Raw genomic sequence first — 15,959 nt, 5'->3', positions numbered from 1 at the left:
TTATAATTCTATAAAATTCTGTAATATTTTAGCTCCTGCGTGGCTGCTTTTTTCTGGGTGAAATTGTGTTCCATAAAAATTTTTATGCTGTAATGCCGAAGCATAATTAATCTCATAATCTGTTGCAGCAATGGTTTCATTGCAATGTTCAACATAGAAACTGTGTACCAAATACATGTATTCATTTTCTTTAACTCCTTTAAATAAATCAGATTTTAGGTTTTTTATTACATTCCAACCCATTTGTGGCACTTTTACACGGTTTGAAAAACGTTTTACATGAGTTTGAAATATACCTAACCCTTGAGTATCACCTTCTTCAGTATGTAAACACATTAATTGCATACCCAAACAAATACCCAAAACAGGTTGTTTTAATGTTGGTATTAGTGTATCAAGACCACTTTCTTTAAGCATTTTCATAGCAGAACTTGCTTCTCCTACACCAGGAAATATTACTTTATCAGCTGATTTTATTTCCTTAGGATCATTGGACAAAATAGCATCATATCCTAAGCGATTGAAAGCAAACTGAATGCTTTTTATATTTCCTGCACCGTAATTAATAATTATAAGTTTCATTTTTTTAATTTTGTCTCTATAGCTATTAGTAAACAGCTATAGGCTAATAGTCATTTTATAACATTCCTTTTGTTGATGGTAAAATCATCTTTTCAATATCACGCTTCACAGCCATTTTAATAGCTTTTGCAAAGGCTTTAAAAATAGCTTCAATTTTATGATGTTCGTTAGTCCCATCAGCTTTTATGTTTAAATTGCATTTAGCACCATCGGTAAATGATTTAAAAAAATGATAAAACATTTCGGTTGGCATCTTACCAATCATTTCCCGCTTAAAATCTGCTTCCCAAACCAACCAGTTTCTACCACCAAAATCAATTGCTGCTTGAGCAAAGCAATCGTCCATTGGTAAACAAAATCCATAGCGCTCAATACCTAATTTATTCCCTAGAGTTTTATTGAACAGTTCTCCTAAAGCAATGGCTGTATCTTCAATAGTATGGTGTTCATCTACTTCTAAATCGCCATCAACTTTAATATTTAAATCTAATTGACCGTGGCGAGCAATCTGGTCTAGCATATGATCGAAAAAAGGAAGCCCAGTATCAATCTTGCTTTTTCCAGTACCATCTAGGTTTAACTGAATAGCTATTTTGGTTTCATTTGTATTTCTTATAACACCACCAGAACGCTCATCTGCCTTTAAAAACTGATAGATCTTTTCCCAATCATTGCTTTCTAAAGCAATAAACGTATTTAACTCTTCTCTTTTAACAGTGATTTCGTTTGTACCTAAATGAGTTTCATCATTTATAAAAACACCCTTTGCTCCTAAGTTTTTTGCTAATTCTATATCAGTTAACCTATCTCCAATCACGAAAGAGTTTTCCAAATCATATTCATTAGAAAAAAACTTGGTAAGCAATCCTGTATTTGGTTTACGTGTTGGCGCATTATCTTTTGCATAGGTTTCATCTATATATACTTCTTTAAACTCGATACCTTCATTTTTAAAAGTATCAATTATAAAATTATGAATAGGCCAAAACTTTTCAGAAGGATTATCAGGGGTCCCCAAGCCATCTTGATTGGTCACCATGATTATTTCATAATCTAACTCCTTGCATATCTTACCTAGATATTGAAATACCTTTGGATAGAAAATTAACTTCTCAAATGCATCAACTTGTTCGTCAGCTGGTTCTTTTATTAATGTCCCATCTCTATCTATAAATAATACTTTCTTCATTATTTTAATGATTTTAGTGTCATTATTAAATTTTCATTTTCTGCAAATGTTCCAATTGTAATTCTCAAACAATTATCACAAAGTGCTTGATTGGTTCTGTTTCTAATCACAATTCCATTTTTTATAAGTTGTTGATATCTTAAATTTGCATCATCTACTTTAACAAGAAGGAAATTAGCATCAGAAGGATATATTTTTTCAATAAAATTGATAGCCGATAATTCTTGTGCCAATTGATTTCTGTCTAATACAATTCTTTTAATTTCTCCTTGAACATTTTCAATATTAGATAATCTATCAATAGCTTTTAACTGCGTTAATTCATTCACGTTATAAGGAGGTTTGATGCGGTTTAAAACAGAAATAATCTCTTCTGAAGAATAACAAATCCCTAATCTTATACCTGCCATTCCATAGGCTTTTGAAAGTGTTTGGGTAACAATTAAATTTGGAAAATCTTTCAATCGACTTGCCCAACTTTCTTCATTTGAAAAATCAATATAGGCTTCGTCTATAACTACAATGCCTTTAAATTCTTTAATCAATCTTTCAATAGATTTAGTTTTAAAACTATTACCTGTTGGATTGTTTGGTGTACATAAAAAAAGCAACTTTGAGTTTTCATTCACTGTTTTTAATATGTCATCAACTTTAGGTTGAAAATTATTGTCTAATAGGGTACTTTTAATTTCAATAGCGTTGATATTTGCTAATACACTATACATACCATACGTTGGTGGCAATGTAATTATGTTATCTTGATTGGGTTCGCAAAATGCTCTAAATATTAAATCTAAAACTTCATCACTTCCATTTCCCAAAAGTATGTTTTGCTGCGGTATATCCTTAATTTTTGAAAGCAAAGACTTTACAGTTCTTTGTTGAGGATCTGGATAACGATTAACTCCATTTTCAAAAGGGTTTTCGTTCGCATCTAAAAATACCATAGCACTACTATTACCTTGAAATTCATCTCTTGCAGACGAATACGGTTTTAATGCTTTTATTGTCGGTCTGATTAAATTTTGAATATTCATTATTTTAAATCCTTTAATCTGATTGTTACAGCGTTTTTATGTGCTTGCAAACCTTCAGCTTCTGCCATTAACTCTATCGTTTCTCCAATATTCAAAAGACCTTCTTTTGATATTTTCTGAAATGTCATGCTCTTTAAAAAACTATCTAAATTCACTCCAGAATAGGATTTTGCAAACCCATTAGTAGGTAATGTATGGTTTGTTCCAGAAGCGTAGTCACCTGCACTTTCAGGTGTGTAATCTCCAATAAACACTGACCCTGCATTATTTATACCTTCAACAAAAAAATCTTCTTTTTTAGAACAGATAATGAAATGTTCTGGCCCATATTCATCAATTAATTCTAATGCTAAATCATCATTTTCAACATAAATTAGTTTAGAATTAGCAATGGCCTTTTCTGCAATTGTTTTACGCGGAAGTATAGCTAATTGGTTTTCTACTTCTATAGAAACATTATTAATTAAGTCTTTTGATGTAGATACTAAAATTACTTGGCTATCAGTACCATGTTCTGCTTGACTCAATAAGTCAGATGCAATATACGAAGCGTTGGCAGATTCATCTGCAACCACTAATAATTCACTCGGACCAGCAGGCATATCTATAGCAACACCGTACTTTGTAGCTAATTGCTTAGCCACAGTTACAAACTGATTTCCTGGTCCGAAAATTTTATATACTTGAGGAATATTGTCAGTTCCAAATGTTAAACCAGCTATAGCTTGAATCCCACCTACTTTTATAATTTTTGTAACACCACAAAGCTTTGCAGCAAATAAAATCTCGGGGGCTAGTTTTCCTTCTTTATTAGGAGGTGAACATAATACAACCTCTTTGCAACCTGCTATTCGTGCAGGAACTGCTAACATTAAAACTGTTGAGAAAAGTGGTGCAGTACCCCCTGGAATATATAAGCCAATTTTTTGAATAGGACGTTTTTCTTGCCAGCAAGCTACACCAATAGTTGTTTCTATTTCTACCTTAGATGTTTTTTGTGCAGTGTGAAATGCTTCAATGTTTTCTTTTGCTTTTTTAATTGCATTTTGAAGGCTTATAGGAACTTGCTGAATAGCATGTTCTATTTCCTTTGACGTAACTATGTTTGATTCTAAAGAAACGCCATCAAACTTATTTGTAAATGCCTTAATAGCAACATCGCCTCTCTTAGAGACTTCGCTAAATACTTTATTTACAACATCTTCAATATCTCCAACAGTTTGTGTTGGGCGTTTTAAAACCTCAGACCAGCTTTCTCTATTTGGATTATTAATTATTTTCATGATAATTAATTAAAGTACCATTTTTTCAATAGGACATACTAAGATTCCTTCAGCTCCATTGGCTTTTAGAGCGTCTATAACATTCCAAAATTCGTTTTTACTAATTACTGAATGTACTGAGCTCCAACCCGCTTCTGCTAGCGGTAAAACTGTTGGGCTTTTCATACCAGGTAATACATTGATTATATCTTGAATTTTATCGTTTGGAGCATTAAGTAACACGTACTTAGAATTTCTGCCTTTTAAAACCGATTGAATTCTAAATTGAATCGTATTTAATATAGCTAGTTTTTCATCACTTAAAATAGGCGAGACTGCTAAAACTGCTTCCGATTTTAAAATAGTATCTACTTCTTTTAAATTATTTTTAAACAAAGTACTTCCGCTGGAAACTATATCACAAATAGCATCTGCAAGCCCTATATTTGGAGCTATTTCAACTGAACCGTTAATAATATGAAGATTGGCTTTTACCCCATTTTCATCTAAATACATTTGTACTGTATTTGGATATGAAGTTGCAATGCGTTTACCTTCTAAATCTTTAACATCTGTATATTTTGCAGATTTTGGGACTGCTATACATACGCGACAAGTAGAAAAGCCTAGTTTTTCAATAACTTTTATACCTTTTCCTTTTTCAATTAGAACATTTTCTCCAATAATAGCTGCATCAACAACGCCGTCTTTTAGATATTGTGGAATATCGCCATTTCTTAAATAAAAAACTTCTACAGGAAAATTTTTAGCTGACGCCTTCAATTGATCCTTTCCATTATCAATAGAAATACCTATGTCTTTTAAAATCCTCATGGAGTCCTCATTTAAACGCCCCGACTTTTGTACTGCAATTCTTAATTTACTCATTCTGTTGTTTTTATGAGTTTGAAACAATCTAGCTAGTATTATAATTAAAAAACCCGCTTGATTGTCTCAAACGGGTTTAAAATATATGTTGATTTTACTCAATACATTTTCACTTCGCCTGAGAGCAAATATGAAAATGATGATGTAATTGAATAAAAGTCATGTCTTTTTTTATCTGTACAAATATCTATAATTTATATGATTAAATCCAAATTATAAATATAATTCTTGTAACAATTCAACAATATTAAAAAATTGGCCACTAAAAATTAATAATTTTTAATAGAATGCTTTAAATGCTGAATTATTTGATTATTGATTACCCAAAATAATAGGCATTCCACTATCACCAGAACCAATAACAATAACTTTGCTATTTGGAGACTCTGAAAGCTTAACTGTAGCTTCTATACCTTTGTCTTGAAGAATCTTATCTGTTAATGATGCGCTTAAAATTCGATTTGCATCTGCTTTACCTTTTGCTTCAATAATTACTTTCTCAGCTTCTTTTTCAGCAGTCACTAATCTGAATTCATATTCTAAAGATTCTTGTTCTTGCTTTAATTTACGTTCTATGGCGTCTTTAATTGTTGGCGGTAAAGTTACATCCCTTACTAATACCTCATTTAATTGAACATATTGTTTATCAAGTATTTTTTTTGTTTCTTCAAAAATTTCAACTTGAATGGCGTCACGTTTAGTTGAATACAAATCGTCTGGAGTATAACGCCCAATTACACTTCTTGCTGCACTACGAATTGCAGGCTGAATAACACGCTGCAAATAGCCTTGACCAAGAGACTGGTGCAAATTACCTAATTCGCTATAAACGGGTTCATACCATGCCGAAGCATCAATTTGAATTTCTAATCCGTTTGAAGATAATACTTTCATTTTTTCAAAAAGCTCTTGTTGTCTTACTTCATAAACATACACCTTGTTCCAAGGAGCAACAATATGAAACCCTTCTCCCATTGGTGGCTCATCAGTAACAACACCATCTCCAAAGGTTTTAAACAATACGCCTGCTTCACCAGAATCTATAGTTACTGCAGATTTTGATAATAAGATAACTAATACAATCGCAACAATTATAAAGGGTAATGCAATTTTTGGTAATTTTTCCATTCTATTTTTTTATTTAAATTAATCCGTTATATTTTCTTAAAAACCACTCGCTTGCCAAGCTTAATACTATTATTCCAAGCAAATATTTCCAGTCAATCAAAGGTATGGTATTTTTGCTGCTTTTTTGTATAGTAGCATAACGATTATCGTTTACTAAGTCATTTATTAAGTTATCTACTTCATCAACAAAGTAATCTGCACCACTACTGTTAGTAGCTAGTTGACTTAGCTTTGTTACATTGGCGTTTAAAAATTGTTGCTCAGCATCATATTCTAAAATTTGAAAAACACCAGATTTTGAAATATTTTCGTTAGTAGCTCTAACTATAAAGCTATACTCTGAAGGGGGTAAATTACTTAAATCGATTTGATAATTATTATTTTTTAAAACAAAAGGAAATACCTTTTCCAGATTAGAAGCTTTGTCTTTTACTACAATATTTAGAGTTTCTCTTGTGTCAAACACATAATTTTTATCAAAAAACTGAGCTTTAATTATTACGTTAGTATTTCCATTGTAAAACGATTCATATTCAACATTTAGCCTACTTCTACGCTTGTTTGAAGCTAGATACTGAACAAGTTTCCCTATAAAATTATCAAACGCATTAAACGATTTTGTATTTATAAAACTTTGCGCACGCCATTGCCATATATTTTCTCCAAATAAAATGGCTTCCCTTCTACTATTCGCTTCATTTGTTACTAGAAGCGATTGATTTGTAGAAACGTTTCCTAACTTTTTATTTAAGATAGTTTCAAAAGGTGCTGAAAAATTAACCGTTCCGAAATTAGATTTTAGTGGTGGAAATGATTCAAAGTCTAAATCATCAATTATAAAAGGTGAATAATTTAAATTTAATTCAGCCTGATAATCTTCTGTCTGATTTGTTATTTCGTGAGTAAAACTTTGATTTATTCTATTTATAAAACTTAAATCGGTTTTAGTTCCAATAATTATAAGTCTATTCTTGTTTTCTTTATTAAGCTCATCAAACAAATTATTAAATTTATTGTCTGGCTGATTAATTATAATTAATTGAAAATCATTTACCTGACTAGTTGTATTGTTCGAATTCATGAACGTAACCGATCGTTGCTCATTGCTTTCAATACTCTTTTTTAAAGCTCCTAAATCTGGATGAGGAAAATCGCTAACAATTGCAATTTTTGTTTTTTGATCTATAACTTCAACTGCAAAATTTTTAGAATTGTTAATAATGTTTTTCTCGTTTTCGGCGGGCAGTATTGTTGCTTTCAAACTATTAACACCAACTCTATTTGCGGGCAAAGTAAAGGTTATAGTTTTAGAATTTTTATCTTTTGAAAAACTAACTGCTTCAGAAAATACTGTTGTTTTTCCGCTAGTAACTACAAAGCGAGAATTTATATTATTGTTTCCATTATAGGTAATTATTGTTTCAACAGGAAAACGATTTTTTAAATAGGCATATTTATTAACATTGAGTTGTTTAATCTTTAAATCGGTATGAGTTATTGTATCACCCAAAATTACTGGGTAAATTGGGTTTTTATATTTTGAAGTTATAAACTCGTAATCATTGCCATAGGTTTGATTTCCATCAGATATTAGAATAGTTGCTACATTTGTGTCTTTATATACCTGTGACAATTGATTAAATGCATTCGATATATTTGTTTGACTTTCAGAGAACAGAATGGTATCAGATAGTTTTAGTTGTTCTCCAAAAATATATTTTGATACAGTAAATTTATTACTTAATTCATTATTTTGTGATAGTTTATCAACAATATCTAAAGCATTCTCACTTTGATTTAGATGTCTTATAGAGCTAGAATTATCTATTGCTAGAACTAAATTTGGCTTTTCAGCAGATAAAGTTACATGATCAAACTTTGGATTGATAAGTAATAGAAAAACTGAAAACAGCGTAAGAAACCTTAAAAAAGAAAAAAGCACATTCAATTTTGACATGCTTTTCTTATTAGTAAAATACTGAAAAAGCGCTAATAAAAGCGCTATAATTCCAGCAAGTATAATATATAATATGGTTTGTGCCTCCAATTATTGTTTTACATTTATTAACTCGAAAGAATTGAAAAAATATTTTGAATTTAAATTATCATCATTCTCTTTTTTGCAAATAACTTGAGCAGAATATAAACTAGTGCCTACTAAAATAGTTTTCATTTTAATAATATACTGAATTCCTCCTGACTCAAGCCCAATTTTAGCATCTCTACCATTAAAACCATTAAAAATTATTTCAGATTTAGATACTAGTGTTCCTTTTACATTTGTTACTGCACCACTAACGGCATTATCTAAAGCTATATTTCTTTTTTCTAAAGTCTTTAGTCCGTCTGGAAAAAAAGAATCAGGATATTGGGTAAAGAATGCCATATAGATTAGATTGTCATCATTATCATCTGATTGATAAGTATATGTATGCATTTTTACATTCCCTTTTACAGTAGGAACATCTTCAATTCCTTTTTCTGGATTTGAGGGAAACTCAATAACGTATGCAGAAGCAGTGTCTTTAACTTTTACCCAATCATAATTTTGAGCTATTAAAGGCGATAAATTAAAAATAAAAAATAACAATAAAATTGACTTGTTCATAATGCTTATGTCAACATTCCTCCATCAACATTTAATGTCTGTCCAGTTACATAAGCACTCATGTCGCTAGCTAAAAACACACAAACATTAGCAATATCATCTGGAGTTCCGCCACGTTTTAAAGGGATTGCTGCTCTCCATCCTTTTACAACTTCTTCGTCTAATTTAGCAGTCATTTCTGTTTCAATAAATCCAGGAGCAACTACATTACTTCTAATGTTTCTTGAACCTAACTCTAAAGCTACAGATTTTGAAAAACCAATAATTCCAGCCTTTGATGCTGCATAGTTGGTTTGTCCTGCATTTCCTTTTACACCAACAACAGAGCTCATGTTAATGATAGAGCCTTTACGTTGTTTGAGCATGGTACGCTGTACAGCTTTAGTCATATTAAAAACAGATTTCAAGTTAACTTCAATTACCTTGTCAAAATCTTCTTCTGTAATACGCATTAGCAAGTTATCTTTGGTAATACCTGCATTATTTACTAAAATATCAATGCTACCAAACTCGGTTACAACATCTTCTGCTAATTTTTGGGCGTCATCAAAACTCGCCGCATTACTTTGGTACCCTTTAACTTTAACACCCAAAGCATTTAATTCGTTTTCTAATTCATTTGCCGCTTCAACAGAAGAACTGTACGTAAATGCCACATTTGCACCTTGTTCTGCAAATACTTTAGCAATGCCTTTTCCAATACCTCTACTTGCTCCAGTTACAATGGCTGTTTTCCCTTCTAATAATTTCATGTGTAAAATATGATTAGTTAAATTCCTGCTTTACAGGAATGACAATTTCAAAATAGCTCTTCAATTTACAAATTGAAGGCATATATTCAATTCAAATATACTAAATACTAGTTGCTTCAAATAAAAAAACCTCACAAAATTCTGTGAGGTTTTCAATAGTATATAATGTTTAAGTTTACGCTAAAACTTCAGCAATTTTCTTTCCAATTTCAGCAGGAGAATCAACAACATGAATTCCACAAGCTCTCATAATTTTCTTTTTAGCTTGGGCAGTATCATCACTACCTCCAACAATAGCTCCAGCATGTCCCATAGTACGACCAGCAGGGGCAGTTTCTCCAGCAATAAAACCAACTACTGGTTTATTACTTCCACTTGCTTTGTACCAATTAGCAGCATCGGCTTCTAACTGACCTCCTATTTCACCAATCATAACAACTGCTTCTGTTTCTGGGTCATTAATTAATAACTCAACGGCTTCTTTAGTTGTTGTACCTATAATTGGATCCCCGCCGATTCCAATAGCTGTAGTAATTCCTAAACCTTGTTTAACAACTTGATCAGCAGCTTCGTAAGTTAATGTTCCGGATTTAGAAACAATTCCAACTTTACCTTTTTTGAATACAAATCCTGGCATAATACCAACTTTTGCTTCGTCAGGAGTAATAACTCCTGGACAATTTGGACCAATTAACCTACAATCTTTATTCTTTATGTAATTTGATGCTGTTATCATATCTGCAACAGGTATACCTTCAGTAATTGTAATAATTACTTTAATTCCTGCATCGGCAGCTTCCATAATAGCGTCGGCAGCAAAAGCTGGCGGAACAAAAATAATAGTAGTATCTGCTCCTACTTTTTCTACAGCTTCTTGTACTGTATTAAAAACAGGTTTGTCTAAATGTGTCTGACCACCTTTTCCTGGAGTTACACCACCAACCACATTGGTTCCGTATTCTATCATTTGGCTAGCGTGAAATGTACCTTCGCTACCTGTAAATCCTTGAACAATTATTTTTGAATCTTTGTTTACTAAAACACTCATATGAGATTATTTGTATTTGTTTATAATGCTGAGCAAAAGTAATTTTTTGTATTAAAACTTTAAAGTAAAAACGGGTTTTTATTTTAAAACTAGTAATACACTTTTTACTTGTCTTGCTGTTTTAACCTTTCTAATATTTCTGGAATCTTTCTGATAGAAGCAATTTCCTTGTATTTTGATCGAAAATCATCTGCTGGAATTCCAAAATAGCTTTTGCCTCCTTCTAAAGATTTGCTAACTCCAGCTTTTGCAGATATTACTGCTTTTGCTCCAATGGTTATAGCACTAGTTATTCCAACTTGTCCCCAAATAGTTACTTCATCTTCAATAATAACGCAACCTGCAATACCAACTTGTGATGCTATTAAACATTTTTTACCTATAACTGTGTCGTGACCAATCTGTACTTGGTTATCAATTTTTGTTCCTTCCTTAATAGTTGTATCACCAGTCACTCCTTTGTCTATGGTACAAGCAGCACCAATATCTACATTATTTTCAATAACAACACGCCCACCAGATTTTAGTTGATCAAACCCCGAAGGTCTGTTTTTATAATAAAAAGCACTACTTCCTAAAATGCTACCTGCATGAATTTCTACATTATCGCCTATTATAGTATTATCATAGAGACTTACATTACTATGGATAATACAGTTATCTCCTATTACAACATTGTTTCCAATAAAACAATTAGGTTGTATTATAGTGCTTTTACCTATGATAGCAGAGTTTGATATAGCAGAACTAGATGCTTGAAATGGCTTAAAATGATTTGTAAGGGTATTAAAATCTCTAAATGGGTCATCACTTATCAATAGAGCTTTCCCTTCTGGACAATCTACTTCTTTATTAATTAATATTATAGTAGCATTTGATTGTAGCGCCTTGTCATAATATTTTGGGTGATCTACAAAAACAATATCTCCAGATTCCACAACATGAATTTCATTCATTCCTAAAACTGGAAAATCCTCACTTCCAACAAATTTTACATTAATTAAACTTGCTATTTGTTTTAAAGTATGTGGTTTTGAAAATTTCATTAATTAATCAATTAATTTAAAAGAAGCATTTATATACTCAAATGAGTTTTCGAATTTTGTTAATCGGTTATCAGTCGTCCAATTCATTAACATGAATATATCACTTTCACCTTCAATAAAAGCAACGATATAAGCGGCTTTTATACCATCAACTTCACCTATAATTTTAATTTGTCTAGCAGGATAGTCGTTTATATTAGCCAATCCGTATTCTTGAATTCTTGCATTATCTATGCTTTCTATAAACAATGCTTTTTGTGCGTTTTTATAGTTTTCTATTACCGGAAGCTTATTATCAAACTCTCCATATCGTTTAAAAAGACCTATATATTCTTCTTTGTTTTCTGTAATTACTACAAAGTAAGTCTCTTTGTAAATGTTTGCATATTGCAATATTGCTTCTGGATTTAACTCAGGAAGCGGTTTCATATAGATAGGAATATCAATTTCAAACAAACTATCAATTCCAACAGTTTTATAATTAGACTCAGAAGTAGTAGCTGGAGTAGAATTTAAACCTTCTCCTGCTTTTTGGAGCATCTCAATACAAGATGAAGTAGTTAAGGCTAAAACAATTAAAAAAAAAATAGTTTTTTTCATTTAGCTATTCCTTAACACGTTCTTTATAGGTGCCTTTTTCTGTTTCAACCTTAATTTTGTCTCCTTCATTTATAAACAAAGGCACATTTACAGTAGCTCCAGTTTCAACAGTCGCAGGTTTTGTAGCATTTGTAGCTGTATTTCCTTTAACGCCTGGTTCTGTTGCTGTAACTTCTAAAATAACACTTGCTGGCATTTCTACAGAAAGGGGCATGTTATCTTCAGAATTAATAATAACTGTTACAATTTCTCCTTCTTTCATTAAGCCAGGGTTATCTAAAGCAGCTTCTACCAATTGAATTTGTGTATAATCTTCAGTATTCATAAAATGGTAATAATCTCCATCATTATATAAAAATTGAAATTTGTGAGTTTCTACACGAACATCATCTAATTTATGTCCAGCAGAAAAGGTATTGTCGATAACTTTTCCGTTGGTTACACTTTTTAATTTTGTTCTCACAAAAGCTGGTCCTTTACCTGGTTTTACGTGTAAAAACTCTATAATTTTGTATATATCGTGATTGTACTTTATGCATAATCCATTTCTAATGTCTGATGTACTTGCCATATAATTTAGTTTGATTTAAAATATCCTTTCATGATTCCTCGATGCGAATTCTTGATAAATTGAAGAATTTCATCGCGTTCTGGAGTTGCTTCCATTTCAGCTTCAATGATTTCTGAAGCTTGTGTATTATTATAATTTTTTTGATAAAGAATTCTGAATATATTCTGAATCTCTCTAATTTTTTCAGTTGAATACCCACGTCGTCTCAATCCAACAGAATTGATTCCTACATATGATAATGGCTCTCTTGCTGCTTTTACATATGGAGGTACATCTTTTCTAACCAAAGAACCACCAGTAACAAAAGCATGATTTCCAACAGATACAAATTGGTGAACTGCAGTCATACCTGCTAAAACAACATAATCTCCTATAGTTATGTGCCCTGCAAGTGTGCTGTTATTTGAAAAAATACAATTATTACCAACAATACAATCGTGAGCAATGTGACAATAAGCCATAATTAAGCAGTTATCTCCAATAACAGTTTTCATTCTGTCAGAAGTACCTCTATTTATAGTAACACATTCTCGAATAGTAACGTTATTTCCTATCTCTACAGTAGTGTCTTCATCATTGTATTTTAAATCTTGTGGAACTGCAGAAATTACTGAACCAGGAAAGATGTTGCAGTTTTTACCAATGCGGGCACCTTCCATAATAGTAACATTACTACCTATCCAAGTTCCTTCACCTATCTTTACATTATTGTGTATGGTTGTAAAGGGCTCAATAACTACATTTTTAGCAATTTTTGCACCTGGGTGCACATAAGCAAGTGGTTGGTTCATAATTATTTAACTTTTGATATTTGAGCCATTAGTTCAGCTTCTGCACATAGTTTTCCGTTAGTATAAGCGTAACCTTGCATATGGCAAATACCACGGCGTATAGGTGTAATTAATTCGCATTTAAAAATTAACGTATCTCCAGGGCTTACTTTTTGTTTGAATTTAACATTATCCATTTTCATGAAAAAGGTTAAGTAATTTTCAGGGTCTGGTACCGTATTTAAAACTAAAATACCACCAGTTTGCGCCATAGCTTCAACAATTAAAACACCTGGCATTACTGGAGCTCCTGGAAAATGCCCCTTAAAGAACTCTTCATTCATGGTTACGTTTTTGGTTGCTATAACATGTTTATCTGATAGCTCAAAAACTTTATCTATAAGTAAAAAAGGTTGTCTGTGTGGAAGCATTGCCATGATTTGCGTAATATCCATTAAAGGAGGTTGATTCAAATCAATATTTGGCATATTATTACGACGCTCGTTTTTAATAATTTTAGAAAGTTTTTTTGCAAACTGGGTATTCACAAAGTGCCCTGGTTTATTTGCAATTACTTTTCCTCTAATTCTTGTGCCAATAAGCGCTAAATCACCTAAAACATCCAGTAGTTTATGCCTTGCGGCTTCATTTGGATGATGCAATGTAAGGTTGTCTAAAATTCCGTTTGGCTTTACAGCGATATTATCTTTTTTAAATGCCACCCTTAATTTTTCCATGGTTTCAGGAGATAGTTCTTTATCGACATAAACAATAGCATTATTCAAGTCGCCACCTTTTATCAATCCATGTTCCAATAGCATTTCAATTTCATGCAAAAAGCTAAATGTTCGTGAATCTGAAATATCCTTTTTAAAATTAGAAATATGGTTTAAAGTTGCATTTTGAGTTCCTAAAACTTTAGTTCCAAAATCTACCATAGTTGTAATTTGATACTCTTTTGCTGGCATTACCAAAATTTCGCTACCAGACTCTTCATCTGTATAAGAAATAACATCATTTACAACATACTCTTCTCTAAAAGCATCAAGCTCTACAATCCCAGATTTTTCAATGGCTTCAACAAAGAACTTTGAAGACCCATCCATAATTGGTGGTTCAGATTCGTTTAATTCAATAATTGCATTATCAACATCTAAGCCTACTAAAGCTGCAAGTACATGCTCAGAGGTTTGTATAGTAACTCCGTTTTTTTCTATGCATGTGCCACGCTGTGTGTTAGTAACATAATTTGCATCTGCTTCAATAACTGGTTCACCTTCTAAATCTATTCGTTTAAAAGCTAAGCCAAAATTTGCTGCAGCAGGTTTAAATGTTAATGTTACATTTTTGCCTGTATGTAAACCAACACCTGTTAAAGAAACTTCGTTCTTTAGTGTTTTTTGTTTTATTTCTGTATTAACTATTCCCATTTGTTTTTTTCTAAATCATTAATGTTTTTAACAATTTTTGGTAAGTTTTTAAAATGAACATACGATTTGTTATAGTCTCCATATGGTAAAGCAGGAGAGCCTTGTAGCACTTCATTATCTTTTACATTTCGGCCAATTCCAGATTGTGCTTGTATTTTTACATTATTACCAATAGTAATATGTCCAACAATACCTACTTGACCTCCTATTTGACAATTTTCTCCTATTTTAGTAGAGCCCGCAACGCCTGTTTGCGCTGCAATTACAGTGTTTTTACCAATCTCTACATTATGAGCTATTTGAATTTGATTATCTAGCTTAACACCTTTTCGTATAATAGTTGAGCCCAAAGTAGCTCTATCTATTGTAGTAGCGGCTCCAATATCAACATAGTCCTCAATAATTACATTTCCAATTTGAGGTACTTTACTGTACTCTCCATTTTCATTTGGTGCAAAGCCAAAACCGTCGGCGCCAATAATGGCTCCAGAATTAATTACACAATGTTTTCCTATGATACAATCTGAGTAAATTTTAGCTCCAGAAAACACAATTGTATTATCATCTATAGCTACATTATCACCTATATAAGAGTTTGGACAAATTTTAACGTTATCACCTATGCTTACATTTTCACCTATATATGAAAACGCACCTATATATATATTATCTCCGTACTTAGCAGTATCAGAAATAAAGATGGGGCTTTCTAAGCCAACTTTGTTATTTTTTACTTGATTGTAATACTCTAGTAATTTTGAGAATGATTCGTAAGCATCATCAACTTTAATAAGTGTTGTTTTAATTTCGTTCTCTGGTTGAAATGACTTATTTACTATTGTAACTGAAGCTTTTGTTGAATATATAAATGATGTGTATTTTGGGTTTGCAAGAAATGTTAACGATCCTTCAGTGCCTTCTTCAATTTTTGATAATTTTGAGACTTCAATATCTGGATTACCAACTATCTCTCCTTCTAATATGTCTGCTATTTGTTGTGCTTTAAATTTCACACTTTAGTTTTTGTTGTTTTTTGATTACCGCAAAA

Annotated in this window: 16 protein-coding genes; all 16 read right to left on the bottom strand. The window is 31.8% G+C overall.

Annotation, left to right across the window (positions count from 1 at the left end; all coding sequences use genetic code 11):
* The 16 genes from hisH to lpxD all read right to left on the bottom strand — a co-directional run bounded on the left by hisH (position 1) and on the right by lpxD (position 15,924).
* Positions 1-582: an imidazole glycerol phosphate synthase subunit HisH gene (gene hisH / locus M3P09_RS08575; RefSeq protein WP_249972803.1), complete on the bottom strand. Its 582-nt coding sequence runs from the start codon at positions 580-582 to the stop codon at positions 1-3.
* Positions 583-637: 55 nt separating this feature from the next.
* Positions 638-1,771 carry a bifunctional histidinol-phosphatase/imidazoleglycerol-phosphate dehydratase HisB gene (hisB, locus tag M3P09_RS08570; protein ID WP_249972802.1) on the bottom strand — a complete coding sequence of 378 codons (1,134 nt, stop codon included), beginning with the start codon at positions 1,769-1,771 and terminating at the stop codon, positions 638-640.
* Positions 1,771-2,808: a histidinol-phosphate transaminase gene (gene hisC, locus M3P09_RS08565; protein WP_249972801.1), complete on the bottom strand. Its 1,038-nt coding sequence runs from the start codon at positions 2,806-2,808 to the stop codon at positions 1,771-1,773. Before hisC ends, hisB begins: the two co-directional genes overlap by 1 nt.
* Positions 2,808-4,091: a histidinol dehydrogenase gene (gene hisD, locus M3P09_RS08560; protein WP_249972800.1), complete on the bottom strand. Its 1,284-nt coding sequence runs from the start codon at positions 4,089-4,091 to the stop codon at positions 2,808-2,810. The genes hisC and hisD overlap by 1 nt, the downstream gene beginning before the upstream one ends.
* 9 nt (positions 4,092-4,100) lie before the next feature.
* Positions 4,101-4,958, bottom strand: a complete 858-nt coding sequence (hisG, locus tag M3P09_RS08555) for an ATP phosphoribosyltransferase (protein WP_249972799.1) — start codon at positions 4,956-4,958, stop codon at positions 4,101-4,103.
* A gap of 312 nt (positions 4,959-5,270) precedes the next feature.
* Positions 5,271-6,086, bottom strand: coding sequence for a prohibitin family protein (locus M3P09_RS08550; RefSeq protein WP_249972798.1), 816 nt, complete (start codon positions 6,084-6,086; stop codon positions 5,271-5,273).
* A 13-nt stretch (positions 6,087-6,099) separates the two neighbouring features.
* Positions 6,100-8,043: a VWA domain-containing protein gene (locus M3P09_RS08545; RefSeq protein WP_249972797.1), complete on the bottom strand. Its 1,944-nt coding sequence runs from the start codon at positions 8,041-8,043 to the stop codon at positions 6,100-6,102.
* 90 nt (positions 8,044-8,133) lie between these two features.
* Positions 8,134-8,694, bottom strand: coding sequence for a hypothetical protein (locus tag M3P09_RS08540; RefSeq protein ID WP_249972796.1), 561 nt, complete (start codon positions 8,692-8,694; stop codon positions 8,134-8,136).
* Positions 8,695-8,699: 5 nt separating this feature from the next.
* The gene (fabG, locus tag M3P09_RS08535; protein ID WP_099565878.1) at positions 8,700-9,446 is read right to left on the bottom strand and encodes a 3-oxoacyl-[acyl-carrier-protein] reductase; all 747 of its coding nucleotides are present in this window, start codon (positions 9,444-9,446) and stop codon (positions 8,700-8,702) included.
* Positions 9,447-9,621: 175 nt separating this feature from the next.
* Positions 9,622-10,494 carry a succinate--CoA ligase subunit alpha gene (sucD, locus tag M3P09_RS08530; protein WP_099565877.1) on the bottom strand — a complete coding sequence of 291 codons (873 nt, stop codon included), beginning with the start codon at positions 10,492-10,494 and terminating at the stop codon, positions 9,622-9,624.
* Between the two features lie 104 nt (positions 10,495-10,598).
* Positions 10,599-11,540 carry a UDP-3-O-(3-hydroxymyristoyl)glucosamine N-acyltransferase gene (locus M3P09_RS08525; RefSeq protein ID WP_099565876.1) on the bottom strand — a complete coding sequence of 314 codons (942 nt, stop codon included), beginning with the start codon at positions 11,538-11,540 and terminating at the stop codon, positions 10,599-10,601.
* 3 nt (positions 11,541-11,543) lie between these two features.
* The gene (locus M3P09_RS08520; RefSeq protein ID WP_249972795.1) at positions 11,544-12,140 is read right to left on the bottom strand and encodes a hypothetical protein; all 597 of its coding nucleotides are present in this window, start codon (positions 12,138-12,140) and stop codon (positions 11,544-11,546) included.
* A gap of 4 nt (positions 12,141-12,144) precedes the next feature.
* On the bottom strand, positions 12,145-12,711 hold the full coding sequence (efp, locus tag M3P09_RS08515) for an elongation factor P (protein ID WP_249972794.1): 567 nt from the start codon (positions 12,709-12,711) through the stop codon (positions 12,145-12,147).
* A gap of 5 nt (positions 12,712-12,716) precedes the next feature.
* Complete coding sequence (lpxA, locus tag M3P09_RS08510) at positions 12,717-13,502, bottom strand: acyl-ACP--UDP-N-acetylglucosamine O-acyltransferase (RefSeq protein WP_099565873.1); 786 nt, start codon at positions 13,500-13,502, stop codon at positions 12,717-12,719.
* Between the two features lie 2 nt (positions 13,503-13,504).
* Positions 13,505-14,911 carry a bifunctional UDP-3-O-[3-hydroxymyristoyl] N-acetylglucosamine deacetylase/3-hydroxyacyl-ACP dehydratase gene (locus M3P09_RS08505; protein ID WP_249972793.1) on the bottom strand — a complete coding sequence of 469 codons (1,407 nt, stop codon included), beginning with the start codon at positions 14,909-14,911 and terminating at the stop codon, positions 13,505-13,507.
* Positions 14,902-15,924, bottom strand: a complete 1,023-nt coding sequence (gene lpxD / locus M3P09_RS08500) for a UDP-3-O-(3-hydroxymyristoyl)glucosamine N-acyltransferase (RefSeq protein WP_099565871.1) — start codon at positions 15,922-15,924, stop codon at positions 14,902-14,904. The genes M3P09_RS08505 and lpxD overlap by 10 nt, the downstream gene beginning before the upstream one ends.
* Between the last annotated feature and the right edge of the window lie 35 nt (positions 15,925-15,959).

This window comes from Jejuia spongiicola, assembly GCF_023502325.1.
Lineage (GTDB): Bacteria > Bacteroidota > Bacteroidia > Flavobacteriales > Flavobacteriaceae > Wocania_A > Wocania_A spongiicola.
Note: the sequence above shows the minus strand (reverse complement) of the source record. Positions and strands in the feature narration are given on the sequence as shown.